General features: G+C 62.2%; 14 protein-coding genes. 5 read left to right on the forward strand and 9 right to left on the reverse strand.

The features are described from left to right. Nucleotides 1-3: 3 nt before the first annotated feature. Nucleotides 4-909 carry a LysR family transcriptional regulator gene (locus tag ACZZ0Q_RS07460; RefSeq protein ID WP_463539526.1) on the reverse strand — a complete coding sequence of 302 codons (906 nt, stop codon included), beginning with the start codon at nucleotides 907-909 and terminating at the stop codon, nucleotides 4-6. 259 nt (nucleotides 910-1,168) lie between these two features. Between ACZZ0Q_RS07460 and ACZZ0Q_RS07465 the strand changes: the two genes are divergently transcribed. The 3 genes from ACZZ0Q_RS07465 to ACZZ0Q_RS07475 all read left to right on the forward strand — a co-directional run bounded on the left by ACZZ0Q_RS07465 (nucleotide 1,169) and on the right by ACZZ0Q_RS07475 (nucleotide 5,489). Next, nucleotides 1,169-2,197, forward strand: a complete 1,029-nt coding sequence (locus ACZZ0Q_RS07465) for an alpha/beta hydrolase (RefSeq protein WP_463539525.1) — start codon at nucleotides 1,169-1,171, stop codon at nucleotides 2,195-2,197. After that, the gene (locus ACZZ0Q_RS07470; RefSeq protein WP_463539524.1) at nucleotides 2,197-3,411 is read left to right on the forward strand and encodes an MFS transporter; all 1,215 of its coding nucleotides are present in this window, start codon (nucleotides 2,197-2,199) and stop codon (nucleotides 3,409-3,411) included. Before ACZZ0Q_RS07465 ends, ACZZ0Q_RS07470 begins: the two co-directional genes overlap by 1 nt. A 110-nt stretch (nucleotides 3,412-3,521) precedes the next feature. Further along, on the forward strand, nucleotides 3,522-5,489 hold the full coding sequence (locus tag ACZZ0Q_RS07475; RefSeq protein WP_463539523.1) for an alkyl/aryl-sulfatase: 1,968 nt from the start codon (nucleotides 3,522-3,524) through the stop codon (nucleotides 5,487-5,489). A 93-nt stretch (nucleotides 5,490-5,582) separates the two neighbouring features. On the opposite strand, the gene ACZZ0Q_RS07480 is transcribed toward ACZZ0Q_RS07475, so the two are convergent. The 4 genes from ACZZ0Q_RS07480 to ACZZ0Q_RS07495 are packed head-to-tail and all read right to left on the reverse strand — an operon-like array spanning nucleotide 5,583 to nucleotide 9,553. After that, nucleotides 5,583-5,891 carry a DUF202 domain-containing protein gene (locus ACZZ0Q_RS07480; protein WP_463560421.1) on the reverse strand — a complete coding sequence of 103 codons (309 nt, stop codon included), beginning with the start codon at nucleotides 5,889-5,891 and terminating at the stop codon, nucleotides 5,583-5,585. Continuing rightward, nucleotides 5,884-6,267 carry a YidH family protein gene (locus ACZZ0Q_RS07485; RefSeq protein ID WP_463383316.1) on the reverse strand — a complete coding sequence of 128 codons (384 nt, stop codon included), beginning with the start codon at nucleotides 6,265-6,267 and terminating at the stop codon, nucleotides 5,884-5,886. Before ACZZ0Q_RS07485 ends, ACZZ0Q_RS07480 begins: the two co-directional genes overlap by 8 nt. A gap of 58 nt (nucleotides 6,268-6,325) precedes the next feature. Further along, nucleotides 6,326-7,693 (reverse strand): DUF1329 domain-containing protein, encoded by a 1,368-nt coding sequence (locus ACZZ0Q_RS07490; RefSeq protein WP_463539521.1) that lies wholly within the window; start codon nucleotides 7,691-7,693, stop codon nucleotides 6,326-6,328. A 9-nt stretch (nucleotides 7,694-7,702) separates the two neighbouring features. Continuing rightward, the gene (locus ACZZ0Q_RS07495; protein WP_463539520.1) at nucleotides 7,703-9,553 is read right to left on the reverse strand and encodes a DUF1302 domain-containing protein; all 1,851 of its coding nucleotides are present in this window, start codon (nucleotides 9,551-9,553) and stop codon (nucleotides 7,703-7,705) included. A 329-nt stretch (nucleotides 9,554-9,882) separates the two neighbouring features. Between ACZZ0Q_RS07495 and ACZZ0Q_RS07500 the strand changes: the two genes are divergently transcribed. Then, on the forward strand, nucleotides 9,883-10,854 hold the full coding sequence (locus ACZZ0Q_RS07500) for a LysR family transcriptional regulator (RefSeq protein ID WP_463539519.1): 972 nt from the start codon (nucleotides 9,883-9,885) through the stop codon (nucleotides 10,852-10,854). On the opposite strand, the gene ACZZ0Q_RS07505 is transcribed toward ACZZ0Q_RS07500, so the two are convergent. The 4 genes from ACZZ0Q_RS07505 to ACZZ0Q_RS07520 form a co-directional block, all read right to left on the reverse strand. Continuing rightward, entirely contained in the window at nucleotides 10,818-12,116 is a 1,299-nt protein-coding gene (locus ACZZ0Q_RS07505; RefSeq protein ID WP_463539518.1) for an MFS transporter, read from the reverse strand. The genes ACZZ0Q_RS07500 and ACZZ0Q_RS07505 overlap by 37 nt on opposite strands. Nucleotides 12,117-12,195: 79 nt before the next feature. Further along, nucleotides 12,196-13,359: an acyl-CoA dehydrogenase family protein gene (locus ACZZ0Q_RS07510; RefSeq protein ID WP_463539517.1), complete on the reverse strand. Its 1,164-nt coding sequence runs from the start codon at nucleotides 13,357-13,359 to the stop codon at nucleotides 12,196-12,198. 10 nt (nucleotides 13,360-13,369) lie between these two features. Beyond that, nucleotides 13,370-14,908, reverse strand: coding sequence for a class I adenylate-forming enzyme family protein (locus tag ACZZ0Q_RS07515; RefSeq protein WP_463560423.1), 1,539 nt, complete (start codon nucleotides 14,906-14,908; stop codon nucleotides 13,370-13,372). A 421-nt stretch (nucleotides 14,909-15,329) separates the two neighbouring features. Beyond that, nucleotides 15,330-17,885: a bifunctional diguanylate cyclase/phosphodiesterase gene (locus ACZZ0Q_RS07520; RefSeq protein ID WP_463560424.1), complete on the reverse strand. Its 2,556-nt coding sequence runs from the start codon at nucleotides 17,883-17,885 to the stop codon at nucleotides 15,330-15,332. Nucleotides 17,886-18,115: 230 nt separating this feature from the next. Here ACZZ0Q_RS07520 and ACZZ0Q_RS07525 point away from each other — a divergent pair, with 230 nt between their 5' ends. Beyond that, a complete protein-coding gene (locus ACZZ0Q_RS07525; RefSeq protein ID WP_463539515.1) occupies nucleotides 18,116-18,478 on the forward strand; it encodes a DUF5064 family protein in 363 nt (120 codons plus the stop codon). The last annotated feature ends 2 nt before the right edge of the window (nucleotides 18,479-18,480 follow it).

An 18,480-nucleotide genomic window follows, 5' to 3' on the forward strand; every position in this document is an offset into this window, starting at 1 on the left:
GGGCTATTTCTGTTTCGGCCGCTCAACCCGCAATGCATCCAGAATCAACGAAAACGCTGGCGAAGGCTGGCGGCGTGACGGGTAGTACAAGTGATACCCCGAAAACGGCGGACACCAGTCTTCCAACACCCGGCGCAGCAAACCCTGGCTCAGGTAAGGCTCGAATTCCTCCTCCGGCAGATACGCGATGCCCATGCCGCCGAGCACCGCGTCGGCCACGTGGGTGGTGGTGTTGAACACCAGTTGACCGTCGACCCGCACTTTTACCGGCTGCCCACGGCGCTCGAATTCCCAGGCATCGACGCCGCCATAGGTGGGAAAGCGAATGTTGATGCAGCGGTGATTGGCCAGGTCGCGCGGCGTTTTCGGAATCGGGTTGTCGGCGAAATAATCCGGCGAAGCCACCGCCGCCATGCGCACGTCCGGGCCGATGGCGACGGCGATCATGTCTTGCGCCACCGTTTCGCTAAAACGCACGCCGGCGTCGAAGCGGTCGGCGACGATGTCGCGAAAGCCGTAGTTCACGTCCAGCTCCAGCTTGATATCCGGATACTGGCGCAGCACCGGCATCAGTTTGGGCAGCAGGGTGGTTTTGATGATGTGGTCGCCGCAGGAAATACGCACGGTGCCTGCCGGTTTGTCGCGCAGTTCGGTGAGGGCATCCAGCTCGGCCTCGATTTCATCGAAACGATGGCCGATGGCTTCCAGCAACCGTTCGCCCGCCGCCGTGAGCGAAACGCTGCGGGTGGTGCGGGTCAGCAAGCGGATTTGCAACCGCGCCTCCAACGCCGACACCACCTGACTGATCGCCGGCTGCGTGACGCCTAAGTGCGCCGCGGCCCGGGTAAAACTGCCCTCGCGCGCCACCGTCACGAAGGCCAGCAGATCGTTGAAATTGTGTTTTGTCATCGCCGATTGCGCCTTGTGTCCGGTAACGAGATCGCAGGGTGTGCCCAACCTGTAGGAGCGACTTCAGTCGCGATCCCTGGCAACGAAATTCTCGCCCATTAATGGCTCCGTTATTCATCAGCTCAGCTTATAGCCCAAGTAAGCATTCATCAGCTAATCATTAGCTGCCTGCACCGTCACAATGGCCACCTCGTAGAACCGACGCCTACAGCCGGCGCCGCAATGCGTGCTTGCCCATTCCTTTCAACAGGTGCGTCCGATGAATCGATTCAGCGTTCTGCTCTGCCTTTTGCTCAGCTCGTTTACCGCCATGGGAGCCGACATGTCCAACGGTGCCAATAACTTCTACACCAGCGAAAACGTCACGGTGCAGAAGGTGCAGTTCAACAACCAATACCAGATGCGCGTTGCCGGCAATTTGTTTATGCCCAAGGGCATCAAGCCTGGCAGCAAGAATCCGGCGATTATCGTCGGCCACCCGATGGGCGCGGTGAAGGAGCAGAGCGCCAACCTCTACGCCACGAAAATGGCCGAGCAGGGTTTCGTCACCTTGTCGTTGGATTTGTCGTTTTGGGGCGAAAGCGAAGGGCAGCCGCGCAATGCGGTGTCGCCCGACATCTATGCCGAAGACTTCAGCGCTGCCGTGGATTTTCTCGGCACCCACGCCCTGGTGGATAAACAACGCATTGGCGTGATCGGCATTTGCGGCAGCGGCAGCTTTGTGATCAGCGCGGCGAAAATCGACCCGCGCATGAAAGCCATCGCCACGGTCAGCATGTACGACATGGGCGCCGCCAATCGTAACGGCCTCAACCACGGCTTTAGCCTGGAACAGCGCAAGCGCGCTCTCGCCCAGGCGGCCGAGCATCGCTATGTGGAATTCACCGGCGGCGACAAGGCCTACACCAGCGGCACCGTGCACAAGCTCGACGCCAATTCCACCGCGATTGAACGCGAGTTCTATGACTTCTACCGCACCCCGCGCGGCGAGTTCACGCCGGCTGGCCAGTCGGGCGAACTGACCACGCACCCGACGCTGACCAGCAACGTCAAGTTCATGAACTTCTACCCGTTCAACGACATCGAGACCATTTCGCCACGCCCCATGCTGTTCATTACCGGCGCCAACGCGCACTCCCGTGAGTTCAGCGAAGCGGCGTACAAGCTGGCCGGCGAACCCAAGCAATTGGTAGTCATCCCCAACGCCGGGCATGTGGACTTGTACGACCGCGTCGAGCTGATTCCTTTCGCCACACTCACCGACTTCTTTCGAGCGAACCTCAAGTAATGACTGTTGCCGATAACCCCACCACCCAACCCGCTGCGCACGGCTGGAGTGCCGTGCTGGCAATGTCGGTGGCTGCCTTTGCTTTGGTGGCCTCCGAGTTTTTGCCGGTGAGTTTGCTCACGCCCATCGCCACGGATTTGCACATCAGCGAAGGCCAGGCCGGGCAGGCTATCGCGGTGTCCGGCGCGTTTGCCGTGCTCACCAGTTTGAGCATCGCCAAGCTCGCGCGGCAGATGGACCGCCGCGTGTTGCTGCTGTGGCTGACGCTGCTGATGGTGGTCTCCGGCACGTTGGTGGCGGTGGCGCCGAGCTACCCGATTTTCATGCTCGGACGCGCGTTGATTGGCGTCGCCATTGGCGGCTTCTGGTCGATGTCGGCCGCCACCGTGATTCGCCTGGTAGTGCCGGCCAACGTGCCGCGCGCCCTGGCGATTCTTAACGGCGGCAACGCGCTGGCTTCAGTGGTGGCGGCGCCGGTGGGCAGTTACCTCGGGGCGATCATCGGCTGGCGCGGTGCGTTCTTCGCCGTGGTGCCGCTGGCGGCCATTACGTTCTTGTGGCAGTGGCTGACGCTGCCCCGTTTGCTGCCGTTGGCGGGTGCCAATGCGCGCGGGCTGCTGACGGTGCTGAAGCGGCCGGAAGTGCTGTCTGGGCTGTTGGCGGTGAGCCTGTTTTTTATGGGCCAGTTCACCTTGTTCACCTACCTGCGGCCGTTTCTGGAAAGCGTCACCCATGTCAGCCCGTCAGGGTTGTCGCTGATGCTGTTGGTGCTTGGTGTGTGCGGGTTTATTGGCACGGCGCTGATAGGGTTGCTGCTCAACCGCACGCTGTTCCCGACGCTGGTGATCATTCCGCTGCTGATGGCGGTGATTGCCCTGGTGCTCACCGGGTATGGCGACTCGCAACTGCTCACCGCCGGCTTGCTGGCGCTGTGGGGATTGGTCGCCACCTCGGCGCCGGTGGCCTGGTGGACCTGGTTGGCCAGAACCCTGCCCGACGACGCCGAAGCGGGCGGCGGCCTGATGGTCGCCATCGTGCAGTTGGCCATTACCTTTGGCGCCACGGCCGGTGGTGTGGTGTTTGACGCTCAAGGCTATCAAGCCACCTTCGGGCTGAGTGCGGGCATGTTGGTGGTGGCGGCGGTGCTGGCTGTTTGGGCGGCGGCATGCGCGCGCAGTAGCCGCTTGCGGGCGATGGATCAGCCGGCGGTCTAGGCCCATTGCAAGCGGTTATAGCGGCTATGCGCCTCTGATATTGGCGTGGGCGCCGAGGGCTCCTTAGAGTCGGGCGGCACCCATTCCAACAAGATCAGAAGAGTCTAGCCATGCCTCGTTTCCGCCTGAGCGCCCTTGCTGTGGCGCTGGTGTTTTCGTCTGCCACGTTTGCCGATACACCGCTCGAATCGAAACCCGCTTCGCCCGCCACCCGCGCCCTCAATCAGGCGTGGCTACAGCGTTTACCGTTCGCCGATACGGCCGACTTCGACGACGCCCGTCGCGGCCTGGTCGCGCCGTTCACCGGCGTAATCAACAACGAAGCCGGGCAGCCGGTGTGGAACCGCGCCGCCTATAACTTTATCGACAACGCCGCCGCGCCAGACAGCGTGAACCCGAGCCTGTGGCGTATCGCGCAGTTGAATAACCTCGCCGGTCTGTTTCAGGTGAGCGAACGCATCTACCAGGTTCGAGGCTTGGATTTGTCCAACATGACGCTGATCGAAGGCGACAGCGGCGTGATTGTCATCGACCCGTTGATCAGCGCCGAAACCGCCCGCGCCGGGCTTGATCTGTATTTCCAGCACCGCCCGCGCAAACCCGTGGTGGCAGTGATTTACAGCCATGCCCATGTCGATCATTTCGGCGGCGTGCGTGGAGTGATCGACGAGGCCGACGTGAAGGCCGGCAAGGTGCGCGTGATAGCGCCGGACGGCTTCTACGAACATGCTATCAGCGAGAACGTACTGGCCGGCCCGGCCATGATGCGTCGGGCGCAATACATGTACGGCGCGCTGCTGCCGCGCAGCGCCCAGGGGCAAGTGGACGCAGGCCTTGGCAAAGGCACGCCGAGCAATGCGCGGGTGACCTTGATCGCGCCCAGCGAAGTGGTCAGCAAGCCGTTGGAAACCCGCACGGTCGACGGCGTGGAAATCGAATTCCAGCTCACCCCCGGCACCGAAGCGCCGGCGGAAATGAACCTGTACTTCCCGCAATTCAAAGCGCTGTGCATGGCCGAAAACGCCACCCACACCCAACACAACATCCTCACGCTGCGCGGTGCCCAGGTGCGCGATGCGAAAGTGTGGGCGCAGTACCTCGACGACGCGCTGGTGCGCTACGGCAATAAAACCGACGTGCTGTTCGCTCAGCACCACTGGCCGACCTGGGGCGCGCAAGGCATCGGCAGTTACCTGGCCGATCAGCGCGACATGTACGCGTTCCTCGACAGCCAGACCCTGCGGCTGATCAACCAGGGCCTGGGCCCCGTTGAAATCGCCGCGCAGCTCACCTCGCTGCCGCCGCGTCTGGCCAACAAATGGTACAGCCGCGATTACTACGGTTCCCTCAGCCACAACGTGCGCGCCGTGTACCAGCGCTACATGGGCTTTTACGACGGCAACCCGGCCACCCTAGATCCCTTGCCGCCGCAAGCGGCTGGCGTGCGCTATGTGCAAGCCATGGGTGGCGCCCAAGCGGTGCTGAATCTCGCCCGTCAGTCGGTGGAAAGCGGCGACTACCGCTGGGCTGCGCAGCTTCTCAACCACTTGGTATTCGCCGAGCCGGACAACCAACAGGCCCGTGCCCTGCAAGCCGACGTACTGGAACAGCTCGGCTACCAAAGCGAGAACGCCACCTGGCGCAACGTGTACCTCAGCGGCGCTTTCGAACTGCGCAACGGCGTGGCCACCAGCAAACCGCGTAGCACCGCACCAGACATGGTTCGCGCACTCACCCCGAGTTTGTTTTTCGACTACCTGGCCGTGCGCCTAGACGCCCTGAAAGCCGCCGACGAAGACCTGACCATCAACTGGCACTTCACCGACCTCAACGAGGATTACGCCCTGACCCTGCGCAACGGCGTGCTCACGCACCGCAACGGCAGCCGTCACGAACACGCCGACATCAACGTCAGCATGAGCAAGGAACTGCTCGATCGCATCGCCTTAAAGGAAACCGGGTTTCTAAAAGAATCGATGATTGGCGGCATCGACATTGAGGGCGGGAAACTGAAATTACTGAAATTGTTGGGTGGGCTTGATGAGCCGAATTCGCAGTTTAATTTGGTGACACCGTAAGCAAAATGCATCGCGGCTGAAGCGGAGTGCCGCCCAGCCGCTCTTACAAGGGTTCACATACCCCCCGTAGGAGCGGCTTTAGCCGCGATGCTTTTAATCAATAGACGCCGGACTAAACGCAGCAAAGCCCAAAAAAACCGCCATTAACGCCACCGCCAACCCCGTGCCCAACACCATCCAAACCCGCGCTTCACCCAGCTCTCGCTGCATCATCGCCACGCTATGCCGGTACCGCCGGCCTTCGCTAACGGCCAACCACGCCGCCGTGCCCAGCGCTAGCCCCAGCACCCAGACCTGTTGCCCGCGCAGCGCCAGACACGCCACTACCAGCAACGACAATTGCGTACGCCGCCATGCCAGGGCAGTGCGTTCGGCTTGCAGGCCGAGGTCGGTTTCAGCCATGGCCGCGCAGCCAGAACAAAGCCAACAACAGCAGCGCCGCCAGCCCGCAGCACAGGGCCAGCAGCGGCACCAGCCCGGCCAAAGGCAACGGGCGGCCGTGGCGTAGTGCGCGCTCCACGGCCAGCCAACGTAAGCACGCGCCGCCGCATACCAACATGCTCAGGGCCAGCAGACTCAAGGTCATGGCCAGGCGCAGCAACGGTTCGAAGGCGTGGGTGGCAAAGGTTTCGACGGCGATACCGCCGCCCAGCAGGGCCAACGCCGTGCGTATCCAAGCGAGAAAGGTGCGCTCGTTGGCGAGGGTAAAGCGCGGGTCGGGCTCGGTGCCGCCGAGTAGGGTGTGCGCCAAGGGTTTGCGTGGGGCAGGTGGGTTCATGGCAGACCTGAATAAAAAACGCCGCCGAGCTCTCACACCCGACGACGTGGGGAAGGGATCAGCGCAGGCCTTTGCTACGCAGTGCGCCCGGCGAGTAATCCGAGGCGCTGGCTTTGTAGGTGAAGTCGAACGGCTGGCGCTGTTCGTTGGTCAGGCCCGAGGCCAGGTAGCGGCCGTTGTTGAGGTCGTAGGTGATTTCCATGGCGTTCACCGCCGCCTGGCCGACTCCGTGGTAGTAGCTGTGCGCTTCGCCCACGCGCCAGAGTTCGCCACGGTTGTCGTAGTGGTCGGCTTCGAGAATCGCCCAGGTGTCTTCGTCGATGAAGTAGTGACGCTTGCTGTAGATGTGGCGCATGCCGGGTTTCAGCGTGCCGATCACTTCCCACACGCGGTGCAGCTCGTAGCGGGTGGCGTCGGGGTTGATGTGGCCGGGCGTCAGCAGGTTTTCGTACTTCAGGTCCGGCGAGGCCAGGCGGTAGCTGTTGTAGGGCACGTAGAGGTTTTTCTTGCCCACCAGTTTCCAGTCGTAGCGATCCGGTGCGCCGTTGAACATGTCGCGGCTGTCGGCGGTGCGCATGCCGGCGGTGGTGGGGCCGGCGGTGTCGTAGGCGACACTTGGGGCACGACGAACCCGGCGCTGGCCGGCGTTGTACACCCAGGACAAACGCGGCTCAGTCACTTGGTCGAGGGTTTCGTGCACCAACACCACTTCACCGACCATGCGCGAGGGCGCGGTGATCTTGTGGCTGTAGTAGTAAAGAATATTGCCCGCTTCGTCCGGCTTGAGGCCGCTGACGGCTTCGCGGCGGCTGAAGTATTGCAGCGTGGTCATGAGGGTGTAGGCGCCGTCTTTTTGCGGCGCGGCGCTGTCGGTGGTCAGGCTAAAGCTGGGGTTGCGGTTGCGCGTCAGGTGGTTCCACAACACCTCCAGGCCGGTTTTGGGCATGGGGAAAGCGACCACGCCGGCAAAGCCTTGCACGCCATTACCGTCGTTGATCAGCTTGGCCTCGGTGGCGTTGCGCGCAGCGGCGTCGCTGGCTTGATCGTCCACGGCCACGGAGCGGTGGCTGGGGTAGACCGGCAGGCGAAAGGTGTCGGGGAAGTGTTGCAACAGGGCGATTTGCCCCGGGCTGAGTTGGTCTTTGTATTGGCTGTAGTTGCGCGCATCGATGGTGAACAGCGGCTTCTCGTTGGCATACGGATCGGCCGGCGTGCCGTTGCTGGTCAGCGCTGGCTTGGTGCTTTTCAGGCCGCCGTCCCAGGCGGGAATTTTGCCGTCGGCACTGGCGGCGCGCTCAGCGCCGATGGGGGTCAGGTCGCTTTTCAGGTGCGCCGCTTCGTCCGCCGTGACGGCAGCATGGGCCGCGCTCGCCAACAGGCTGGTGAGTAACAGGCCGCGTTGAATCAGGCAGTAAACAGGTTTCATGGGAACTCCTTAGAAATTCACGCCGACGCTGATGGACACATAGTCGCGGTCGCCGCGGGTGCCGTAGTCGCCGTCGATAAAGTCGGTGTATGCCAGGCTCGCGTTGTAGGTGTTGTTCAGCGAGGCATCGAGGCCGACGCTGATGGCCTTGGAGCCTTCGCTAAAGGCCGAGCCTTCGCCGGGGCCGTTGCCGTCTACGTCGTGTTGCCAGGACAGGTTCGGGCGCAGGTCCACGCCGGCAATCGCGTTCGGGTAGCTGAGGTTGGTGCGCAGCCGGTAGCCCCACGAGAACGGCGTGAGAAAGCCTTTGTCGTTGCAGTGTTCCGGCGTGCGCGAGTTGTTCAGGCATACGCTGTTGTTCGCCAATACGCCGCTGCCAAAGGTGCCGCTGCGGCCGTAACGCGGGCCGTATTTGCCTTCCAGCCCACCGACATAGGTGGCGCCCACTTCGCCGACAACCACCATCTGGTCGGCGCCCAGCACCTGGCTGAAGGAATGCGTGGCCGTGACTTGCGCCTGGCTGACTTCCTTGCGGCGGTAGCCGTTGAACAGCGCGCTATTGGCCGGTGGGCGTGTGCCGTCTGCCACCAGCGGCGAGCGCGAGGCGTTGTTGAGCAGCGATTGGATGATGTCGGTACCGTTGAGCTGAATCGGCATGTTTGGCCGGTAGCTGATCTCGCCTTGCAGCGCGGTGCCGGTGTCCAGGTTGGTGGAAAAACTCAGGCCGTACAGGCGAATGTCTTCCGGGTACTGCGCCAGGTATTGCGAGGTGCCCATGCGCAGGGCGCCTGCCAGGGTTTGCCCGGCGCCGGCCAGAAACGCATTGCAGTTGCCCAGCGGGATGCCGGCATTGCGGCACAGCTGGCCGGCAAACGCGGTGTTGGTGACGTAGGGGCTGCTGATGGTGCCCATGTAGGGCAGGCGGCTGTGGTAGTTGGCGATGTACGCGCCGAACTCGGTGTCCAGCTCGGCAGCAAACCAGCGCAGCGACATGCCCCACTGACCGCTGTTGCGCGCGTCGTCGTCTTTGGCGCGGGGGATGCGGATGCCTTCACCTGTCAGGTTGACGCCAAACGGCGTCAGCCCGCGCACCGCCGTGGCGTTGCCGGTCAACACGTTGCCCACGTCCAGGCCGTCGCAGCCGTCGGCGAGAAAGTCGTTGCTGGAAAAGAAGGTGCCGCAGTTGTCGAGCTGGGTCTGTTCCCAGTCCAACTGGTAGAAGAAATCGCTCGACAGCGACTCGGTGAGGTTCTGCGTCACGTAGAACATATTCACCGGCACCAGGCCTTCTTTCACTTCCGAGCCAGGGCGGCGCAGGGCCGACAGGTTGAACGGGTTGATCACGTTGAGCCCGCCCTGAATAAACGTGCTCTCACCCCAGTTCACCACCTGCTTGCCCAGGCGTGCCGAGCCCGGTTGATCGGCGAGGGTGTAGTTGTAATAGGCGAAGGCATCCAGCAGTTCGGCGCCGGCCGATTTCGCGGACTGTTTGCGGTTGTTGTCTTCCACGTTTTTGAAGCGCTGGTCTTCGTCGCGCAGCACGTAGTCGTACCAATAGCTGCCGCGCAAAAACACGCCCATGTCGCCGTGGCGCAGTTCCAGATCGTGGTTGCCTTTGAACAAGCCGGAGAAGGCATCGCCAGAGGCAAAGTTGCGGCGGCCATCGTCGCCGGTGGCGCTTTGCAGTTGCTTGGGGTCGGGGTTGGCGGTGGAAATGCTGGTGCCAATGGACAACGAAGAGTCCAGCTGGCCTTCAACTTCGCCGAGTTGGAAATCCACGGCCATGGCATTGCCGAATAGGCAACTTAGTGGCAATAACAAACAGGCTGGCGTGATAACGCCGTATCGCTTGAATTTCATCACTCTCTATCCTCTTGTTGTTGTCGAGTGAGTTAAAAGTTCAGGCGCAAAGGCAATAAGAGTTGAATCAGCAGGCACTGCCAGGCCTCGCCGTAGGCGGCGGGGTACGGGGGTTCGACGCGATTGAAGGGCGGACGAAAGTTATGCCTTGTTTTCAGGCTTATTGTTCTGCGCGGTGAGGTTTGCGTTATAAAGCGGTGTTTTAAAACTCCAGGTTTAACGTGTGCTCGTTGGTGTTTCATCGATACTATGGGCGCACGAAAAGCCCCACAAATAGTGTCTTCGCATACTTGCCATACCGCTTTGGCATAGCTTGAGAGAAGGGTGTTATGACCTTAAAACAGCTTCGCTACCTGATCGCCATTGCCGAGGCGGGCAGCTTTTCCTCGGCCGCTCGCCGGGCCTATATCGCCCAGCCGGCATTGAGCCGGCAGATCGGTTTGCTGGAGAGTGAATTGGAGCTGCAGTTACTCGAACGCCAGCACGATGGCGTGGTGCTCACCGATGCCGGGCGCCGGCTTTATGAAGTGGCGCGCTCGGTGGTGCAAAAGCTCGATTCGGTAAAAGACGAACTCAGCTCCACGCGAGGTGATCCGAAAGGCCAGGTGGCCATCTCCATTCCCGCCACGGCCTCGACATTGCTGCTGCCGGAGATCATTTCCCGCGCGGCGGAAAAATTCCCCAACATCATTCTCACCGTGTGGGACGGCCTGACCCGCGAAGGCGGGCAGGCAATTGAGTTGGGCAAAGTGGATTTCGGCGTGGTGCCCAATGCGGAAGAGCTGGAGCACGTCACCGCCGAGCCGATTTTCACCGAAGACTTGTATTGGGTTGGGCGGGGTCCGGGGCTCGAAAATGACGAGCCCATAACCCTCGCCGAAGCGGGCGCCACCCGTTTGGTAATGGCGCCACGGGCGTTGCACTTGCGCCGCCGAATCGAGCAGGCAGCGATGGAGGCGGGGGTGAATTTGAATGTGGCCTATGAGCAGCAATCGGCACCGGGCATTGGCAGTCTGGTGCGCACTGGCCTGGCAGCGACCATCAGCAATTGGCCGCCGCTGGAGGAGCTGTTCAAGCCCACTTCAGCGCGGCTGATTGTCGAGCCGCGCATCACCCGCACGGTGTCGATTGCCCACTCCATTCACAAGCCGCTGTCGTTTGCCGCCTCGTGCATGCACGACCTGGTGCGCACCATTTTGCTCGACGCAGTGCGCGACGGCCGGTGGCGCGGCAGCTTGATCGAGCGCAGCGCCGACGACTTCACTCAGGCGATGGAGCCGGCGGGCAGCCCGTCGTCCTGAGCCAGGCGCTGCTGCGAGCGCTGCGGGTTCATGGTCAGCAAACCGATCACCCCGGCCACCAGCGCCACGGCGCCGCACACCAGAAAGCCCAGCGCGTAACCTTCCGGGTGATTGGCGCCTGCGCCGTGCACCAACAAACCAGTGACTACCGGCGCCGACAACCCGGCCAGCGAGGCTACGCCATTGCCGATGGCCAGAATGCCGCCACGCTGGCTGCTGGGGGTGAACTCCGCAAGCATCGCCGGGCCAACGGAGTACATCACCAAGGCGAAACCGCCACTCAAGGTCAGGGCGATGATGCGCGTGGTCACCGACAACTCATGGAACATCAAACTGGCGGAAAACAGGCCGCTGGCAATCAGGCACACCGACACAAACGTGCCGCGCGCCACCCGCGATTGCACGCCACGGCGCATCAGACGTTGCGACAGCCAGGCCATAAACAGGCTCAGCGGCGTGGTCACCACCACGAACAGCACAAACATTTTGCCGGTCTTCAGCGGGTCGATACCCAGGCCGATTTGCAGGTAGCTCGGCACCCAGGTCAGCGTCAGCGCCAGCGACCAGTTGGCGGCGAAATGGCAGGCGTAGTTGCCTAGCACGGTGGGGTCGGTGAGCAAGCGGCGATAGGGCACGCGATGGCTGTCGGGCTTGAGTTGGGTGGCGCGCAGGGTGTCGAGCGTGCCTTCGCGGCCGAGCAGCAACCACAGCGCGCACCACACCAGGCCGATGGCCGCCAACACCGCGAAGTTGGCGCGCCAGCCGTAATTCAGGCTGATCCAGGGAATCATCGCGCCGGCCACCAACAGGCCCAGCGCGCCGCCCGAATGCAGCAACGCCACCGGCAGATTGCGGCGGTTATCGGGAAACCATTTGTACAGCGCGTGGGTGGCGACCGGCGACGCCGGGCCTTCGCCGATGCCGAGCAGCACGCGGCAGGCAACGATCATCCACAGTGAACTGACCAGCAGCATCGGCAGCTGAATCAGCGCCCAGAACAAACCCATGCCCAGCAGCAGGGTGCGGGTGGGCCGACGGTTGGCGAGAAAGCCGCCGACCACCGCCGACACCGCAAACAGCCAATGCAGCGCGCCGCCAATCAGGCCGAACTCGGTGGGGGTCAGTTGCAGCTCTTCGGTCATCGGCACGGCGACCAGGCCGATCACCACTTTGTCGAGGAAGTTGACCAGCATCATCAGCGCCAGCAGCACGGCAATGGTCCAGGCCGTGGCGGGGCGGTAGGCGGGAGTAGGGGGCGTCATGGCGCGATCTCATTGTTGTTATTCGGAAGGTGAAACAGCCCCGTCGTTCCTCCCTGGTGCGACGGGGCGAGGTGGGCGTTTAGCCCGGCAACAAGATGCCTTTGGCGATGGTGTTGCGCTGGATTTCGCTGGTGCCGGTGAGCACGCGCATCATGCGTGTGGCGCGGAATAACCATTCCACCGGATGACCTTGAATCAGCCCGGCACCGCCATGGATCTGCACCGCCTTGTCGGCAATGCGAAACGCGGTTTCCGAGGCGAACAATTTGCACATTGGCGCCTGCACCTTGATGTCGCCGCCGGCATCGTTATTGGCTGCTGTGGCGTACATCATGCTGCGGGCGGCATACAGCTCGGTGGCCATGTCGGCGAGCATATGGTTGATGCTCTGGAACATGGCAATCGGCTGGCCGAACTGCTTGCGGGTGCGGGCGTAATCCAGCGACAGGTTCAGCGCCAGGCCGGCCATGCCGAGCATGGTCGGGCAGTGCAGCAGGCGGTTGAGGGTAATGCGCCCCATCGCCAGTTTGAAACCTTCGCCTTCGTCGCCAATGCGGTTGGCCGCCGGCACGCGCACGGTGTTCAGGCTGATATTGCCATGGGCACCGCCGCCCGACATCACCGAATAATCACTGTCCACTTGCACGCCTTCAGCATGCAAATCGACGAAGAATGCCGAGATGCCTTTCGGCCCACGGCCCGGCTCGGTGACCGCCAACAGCACCGCCAGGTCGGCGTAGGTGGCGCCGGAGATATAACGCTTGGCGCCGCTCAATACGTAGTCGTCACCGTCACGCACGGCCGAGGTGGTGATGGCGGTGGCATCGGAACCGGCTTCGGCTTCGGTGAGGGCAAAGCACACGGCTTTTTCGGCGCGGCAGATCGGGCGCAAGAACGCCTCGACCTGATGTTCATTCGCCACCTTGAACAAATGCCCCACGCGCGGTGGGCCGGACAGCTCGCCAAGAATGTGCGGCGCCAGCGGGCAGCCGGTGAGCACAGCGGCTTCCTTCACCGCGCACAGCTCGGCAACGGTCAGCCCGGCGCCGCCTAGCTCCTGCGGCAGCATGGCGTTGTAGAAACCCAGCTCGCAGGAACGCTGCCACACCTGGCGCAGCAGTGGCTTGGCCACTGGCTCGCCCCAGACGATATTTTCGCGCTTCACCAACAGGTCGAGTTCATCGCGCACAAAGGCCTGAATGCCGGCAATCAGTGCGCTGGCTTTTTCACTCACGTTAATCATGGTCGTCCCCTTAAATGCGGCGTTCGCTGTTCTGCCAATACGCTTCGCGAATCAGGCGGCGCACGACTTTTCCGTTGGGGTTTTTGGGCAACTCCTGGACGAAATCCACCGCGCGCGGTTTTTTGAAACCGGCCAGCGATTGCCCGCAGTGTTCGATGATGGCTTCGGCGCTGAGGCTCTGGCCTGGCTTGAGCACCACCACCGCGCGAACCGCCTCGCCCCATTGGTCGTCCGGCACACCGACCACGGCGGCTTCGAACACTTCGGGCAGGCTGTACAGCACCTGTTCGACTTCGGTGGGGTAGATGTTGAAGCCGCCGGAAATGATCATTTCCTTTTTGCGGTCGACGATAAACACGTAGCCGCGCTCATCCACCGTGGCCAGGTCGCCGGTCAGGTAGTAGCCATCGCGCATGACTTCGGCAGTTAGCTCCGGCGACTGCCAGTAGCCCTGCATGATGTCCGGGCCCTTGACCACGATCTCGCCGATTTCACCGGGGCGCACATCTTCAAACGCGTCGTTGACTACCCGCAGATCGGTCTCGAAATAGCAGCGCCCGCAGGAGGCAAGCAGGCGGGGGTCGTCAAGGTGGTCCTGCTCGGTCAACACGGTGACCAGCGAGCAGGTTTCGCCGGCGCCATAGCCTTGCACCAGAATCGGCCCGAACACGTCGATGGCCCGTTGCACCAACGCGGGCGCCATGGGCGCAGCGCCGTACATGACCACGCGCAGGCTGGACAAATCGTACTGCTCCACGCCCGGCACATTGACCAAGCGATTGATCATCGCCGGCACCAAAAACAGGCGTGTCACGCGCTCGCGCTGGATGGTCTCTAGCAACAAACGGTCGTCGTATTTTTCCAGCAGCAAATTGCAGGCGCCGACTGCCAGCAGCGGCATGACCTGCATGCCGCTGGCGTGGGTGATGGGGCCGACGTGGGCCATGACGTCGGTCGGTGCCGCGCGCCGCGACGGGCTGGCGATGCTCTTGCGGATCAGCGCCTTACGGTTGCCGAACGACAACATGGCCGCCTTCAGCACACCGGAGCTGCCCGAGGTGTAATGCAGCACGGCCAGCGCGTCGTCCGCCGGGTCGGCGTGCACGGGCGCTTCGCTGCCGCCGGCGAGCACGGCGCTGTAGCTGATATCGCCGCTTTCGTCGTTCAGCGAAATGATCCACTGCAACCGCGCCACCTCGCCACGACGCGCCTTGAGCGCAGCGGCGAAACGGCTATCGGCGACTACCGCCTGGCTGTGGGAGTCGTTGAGCACCTGGATGATTTCATCCAGCGAAAGGCGCGCGTTGATCGGCACCTTGACCATGGCGCGCTTGTAGAGCGCGATTTCCGCCTCCACCAGCTCCACCCGATTGGGCGCCAGGATGGCGACATGCGCGCCTTCGGCCAGGCCGAGCGCCGACAGGCCGGAAGCCAGGCGATTGGTGCGACGTTCGAGTTCGGCGAAGGTCAGGCGTTGTTGGCTGTCGATCAGCGCCATGTGGTCAGGCCAGTACAACGCGCTGCGGCTGACGATTTTTCCTAAGTTCACTGTTGTTGTTCTCACCGGCAGGAAATGTGCGCCGATGCTACTGAGGGGGGGCTTAAGAGAACCAATACAACAGTACGATGCAGGCCATACCAATATGGAATGGCCGCGAACTTCTGGTCGTCGGCCATGCTGCGTTGAAATCCCTCCGGCCGTGCTCACGTACTTATGTACGCTGCGCGGTCCGGCGTGATTTCGCCTTGCCTGGCTCTAGCCAAGAAGCCCGCTATACCGCGTGTTTCTGTGGGAGCGACTTCAGTCGCGATTCCTGGAAACATGTGGGCCCGAGTAACGGCTGGCCCTCACCCCTAGCCCCTCTCCCGTAAACGGGAGAGGGGAAGCGATCGGCGTACACGGTTAGCTCCCTCTCCCGTTTACGGGAGAGGGTTGGGGTGAGGGGCTGTTGATTTTGAAGGGGCGAGGTTTATTGGAACAACAGCGCCGTAACGCCATCCGCTTCCAACGGCCGACTGAGGAAATACCCTTGTCCCTCGTCGCAACCCACGGCTTTAAGCATCTCCAAATGCTCGGCGGTTTCGATGCCTTCGGCGGTGACGGTTAGTGACAGTGCGTGCCCCAGGCCGACGATGGAGAGAATGATGGCTTCGTCGTCATCGCTGCCGTCGATGCAGTTGAGAAAGCTGCGGTCGATCTTCAGGCCGTCCAAGGGGAAGGTGCGCAGGTAGCTGAGGGACGAATAGCCGGTGCCGAAGTCGTCCATGGCCAGGCGTACGCCCAGCTGTTTGAGGGTTTCCATCATTTCCAGGGCGCCGGCAGCATCTTCGATCATCACGCTTTCGGTGATTTCCAATTCAACCCGTGCCGGGCTGATGGCCGATTCGCGCAGGGCGGTTTCGATGCGCTCGACCAGGTCGCCGCTTTTGAATTCGATGGGCGACAGGTTGATGGAAATAAACACCTCGTCCGGCCACGTTGCGGCCTGAGCGCACGCGGTGCCGATTACCCAGTTGCTCAGCGCGATGATCAACCCGGTTTGCTCGGCAATCGGAATAAAGGTGTCGGGCGGTATCAGCCCGCGCTCCGGGTGCTGCCAGCGCACCAGGGCTTCCACGCCCACCAGGCGGCCATCGGCAATGCGGTAGCGCGGTTGGTAGTGCAGGCGCAGTTCGTTGTGCTGAATGGCAAAACGCAGGTCGGTTTCCAGGCGGCGGCGTTCGATGATTTTCGAGTTCATCTCCCCCGAATAGAACCGCCATGTGCTGCGCCCGCCGGCTTTGGCTTCGTAAAGCGCGATGTCGGCATAGCGCAGCAGTTCGCTGGCTTCCATCGCGTCATTGGGCGCCATGGCAATGCCGATGCTGGCGCTGACGAAGGTTTGCTGGCCGTCGACGTCGATGGGCTGTTCGATGGAGTCGAGCAAGCGTTGGCACAGGGTTTCGACATGGCTTTGGGTGGTCAGGTCGGTGAGGATCAGCACGAACTCATCGCCGCCGAAGCGGGCCACCAGGTCGTCCTGGCGCACGCATTCGGTGAGCCGCGCCGACACCACGTTGAGCACCACATCGCCGGCCGCGTGGCCGAGCAGGTCATTCACCGGCTTGAAGCGGTCGAGGTCGAGGCTGAGCATGACCAAGGGTTTTTCACGGGTCGGCACGGCCTTGAGTTTGCCGTCGAGAAACTTCTGCAGGCGGGTGCGGTTGGGCAGGCCGGTGAGGGCGTCGTGTTGCGACAAGAATTCGATTTGCCGCCGTGCTTCCACCTCGCCCGTGACGTCGGTGGCGGTGCCGCGAAAGCCGTCGTTGCCCATGGCGCGGGCCGACACGCGGGTGATGCGTTCCTGGCCTTGGGTGCCGACATAGCGGCAGTGGATGCTCGTGTCGGTGCGCCGGTGGGCGCTGCTTAGCCACTGCGACAGCGTGCCTTGCTCGGTGGTTAGCAGGGTGTCGATGTGGCTGCCCAACCAGGTGCCGCGAGACAGCCCCGTTACCGCTTCGAAGCGCTCCGAGAGGTAGGTGAAGCGCCCGCTTTGGTCGATTTCCCAGATCCAGTCCGAGCTGATTTCAACGATGTCGCGAAACCGCGCTTCGCTCACCGCCAGGGCGCTCTCGCTGCTTTGCAACGAGTGATAACTTTCGTCCAGCGCCTTGGCGCCAGCGGTGGTGCGGCGCAGCAGAACCCAGGCCATCACGCACACCAGCAGCGCCACGCCGCCCAGCAGCGGTAAGCCCAGGGCCAGCAAGCGCTCGCCAGGTCGCTCGGGTTGCCAATGCAAATACCCGGCGATGCCGTTTTCGCCGAGCGGCAGAATCGAGCGTTCGTTCAATTCGTTCGGGGTTGCCAGGCGCAAGCCATCTACACCGAATTCGCGGCCGACCGTCGCCAGCCGGGAGTTGTCGAGGATGTCGACAAAGATCAGCACCGAGTGTTGCCGGTCGTCTGCTTTTACCGTCGGGTCGGTGCCGGGCGTAATGGCGGCAGCGGCCACCAGCGCCGGTGCGCCATCGAGGTTGATAAACCGGGTGGTCGGCGATTCGTCTTCGGCGCCGTCTCGCGCTGCGGCCACGATGGGCGCCAGTGATTCCTTGAGCCAGTCGCTCGCCGATACCGATTGCAGCTGACCCTGAATCACCGAGTACACCGTGCGGTCGGTGTCATCGACCACAAACATGGCCTGGAAGCCGAAGTCGTCGTACAGCGAGGGACCGATGTTCTGCCGCACGTAGGCCCAATCGGTGTCTACCTTAAGGTGCAGGTGTTGGTAGGCATCCCCCCAGAAGGCATAGTCCTTGACCACCGAGCGCAGGGATTTTTCAAACGAGTGCACCGCTTTCTCGGTGTAAAAGGTGCCCTCGGTTTCTTCCGTGCGGTCCATGTCGCGAGCAAGGTAGACGAGCAGATAACCGGCGAGCAGAAACACGCTGGCCAGCAAGCCGATAAATTTGAACAGGGAAATGCGCGTGAGAGCCACGCTGGTGCGATTAAGGGAAGCGGCAGGCTGGGGCGGTCGGACATCGGTCATAGGCTAGGTACAACTCTTAATTCAATTTTCTAATGCACCTTCAGTTTATGCGACCGTCATAGGAGCGCTAGGTGCTGAATGCTTAAACATCACCGGGGCTTGCGCCAGAGGGCTTGACCCGGCGCTTTGTGCTTTACAAATCAGGGAAAAAAACTAGCGTACACACCCAGTGGGCCCACCCATTTACCGCCGCTGCCGGCGCTGGCTACCGTTATTCAGGAGAGAAAAACATGGCTACGTTTACCCCCGGTCACCTGCACATCGAGCGCCACGCGCTGACGCCCAACGATGTGAGTTACAACATCTGCATCGATTACGAAGTTTCTTCCGATGAGCAAAAAGGCAAGGGCATGCTCTTCACCTTGCACGGCACCATTCAGGGCAAAGACGTGCGCGAGAGCTTCTTTCTGCCACGGGAAGAGGCGTACAACTTCGCCAGCAACGTGACGAAAATTGCCGAAAAATACGGCATTCCGAAAAGCCAGAGCAGCATCGGCTCGATCCACAAACACTACGACGCCATGTTCGAAGACGTACGCGCGCAACTGGCGATGAAACCAGGCGAGCCGATAAACCCTGAGCATTTTGAGTGAGT

It is taken from the genome of Pseudomonas sp. AC070, from assembly GCF_979258635.1.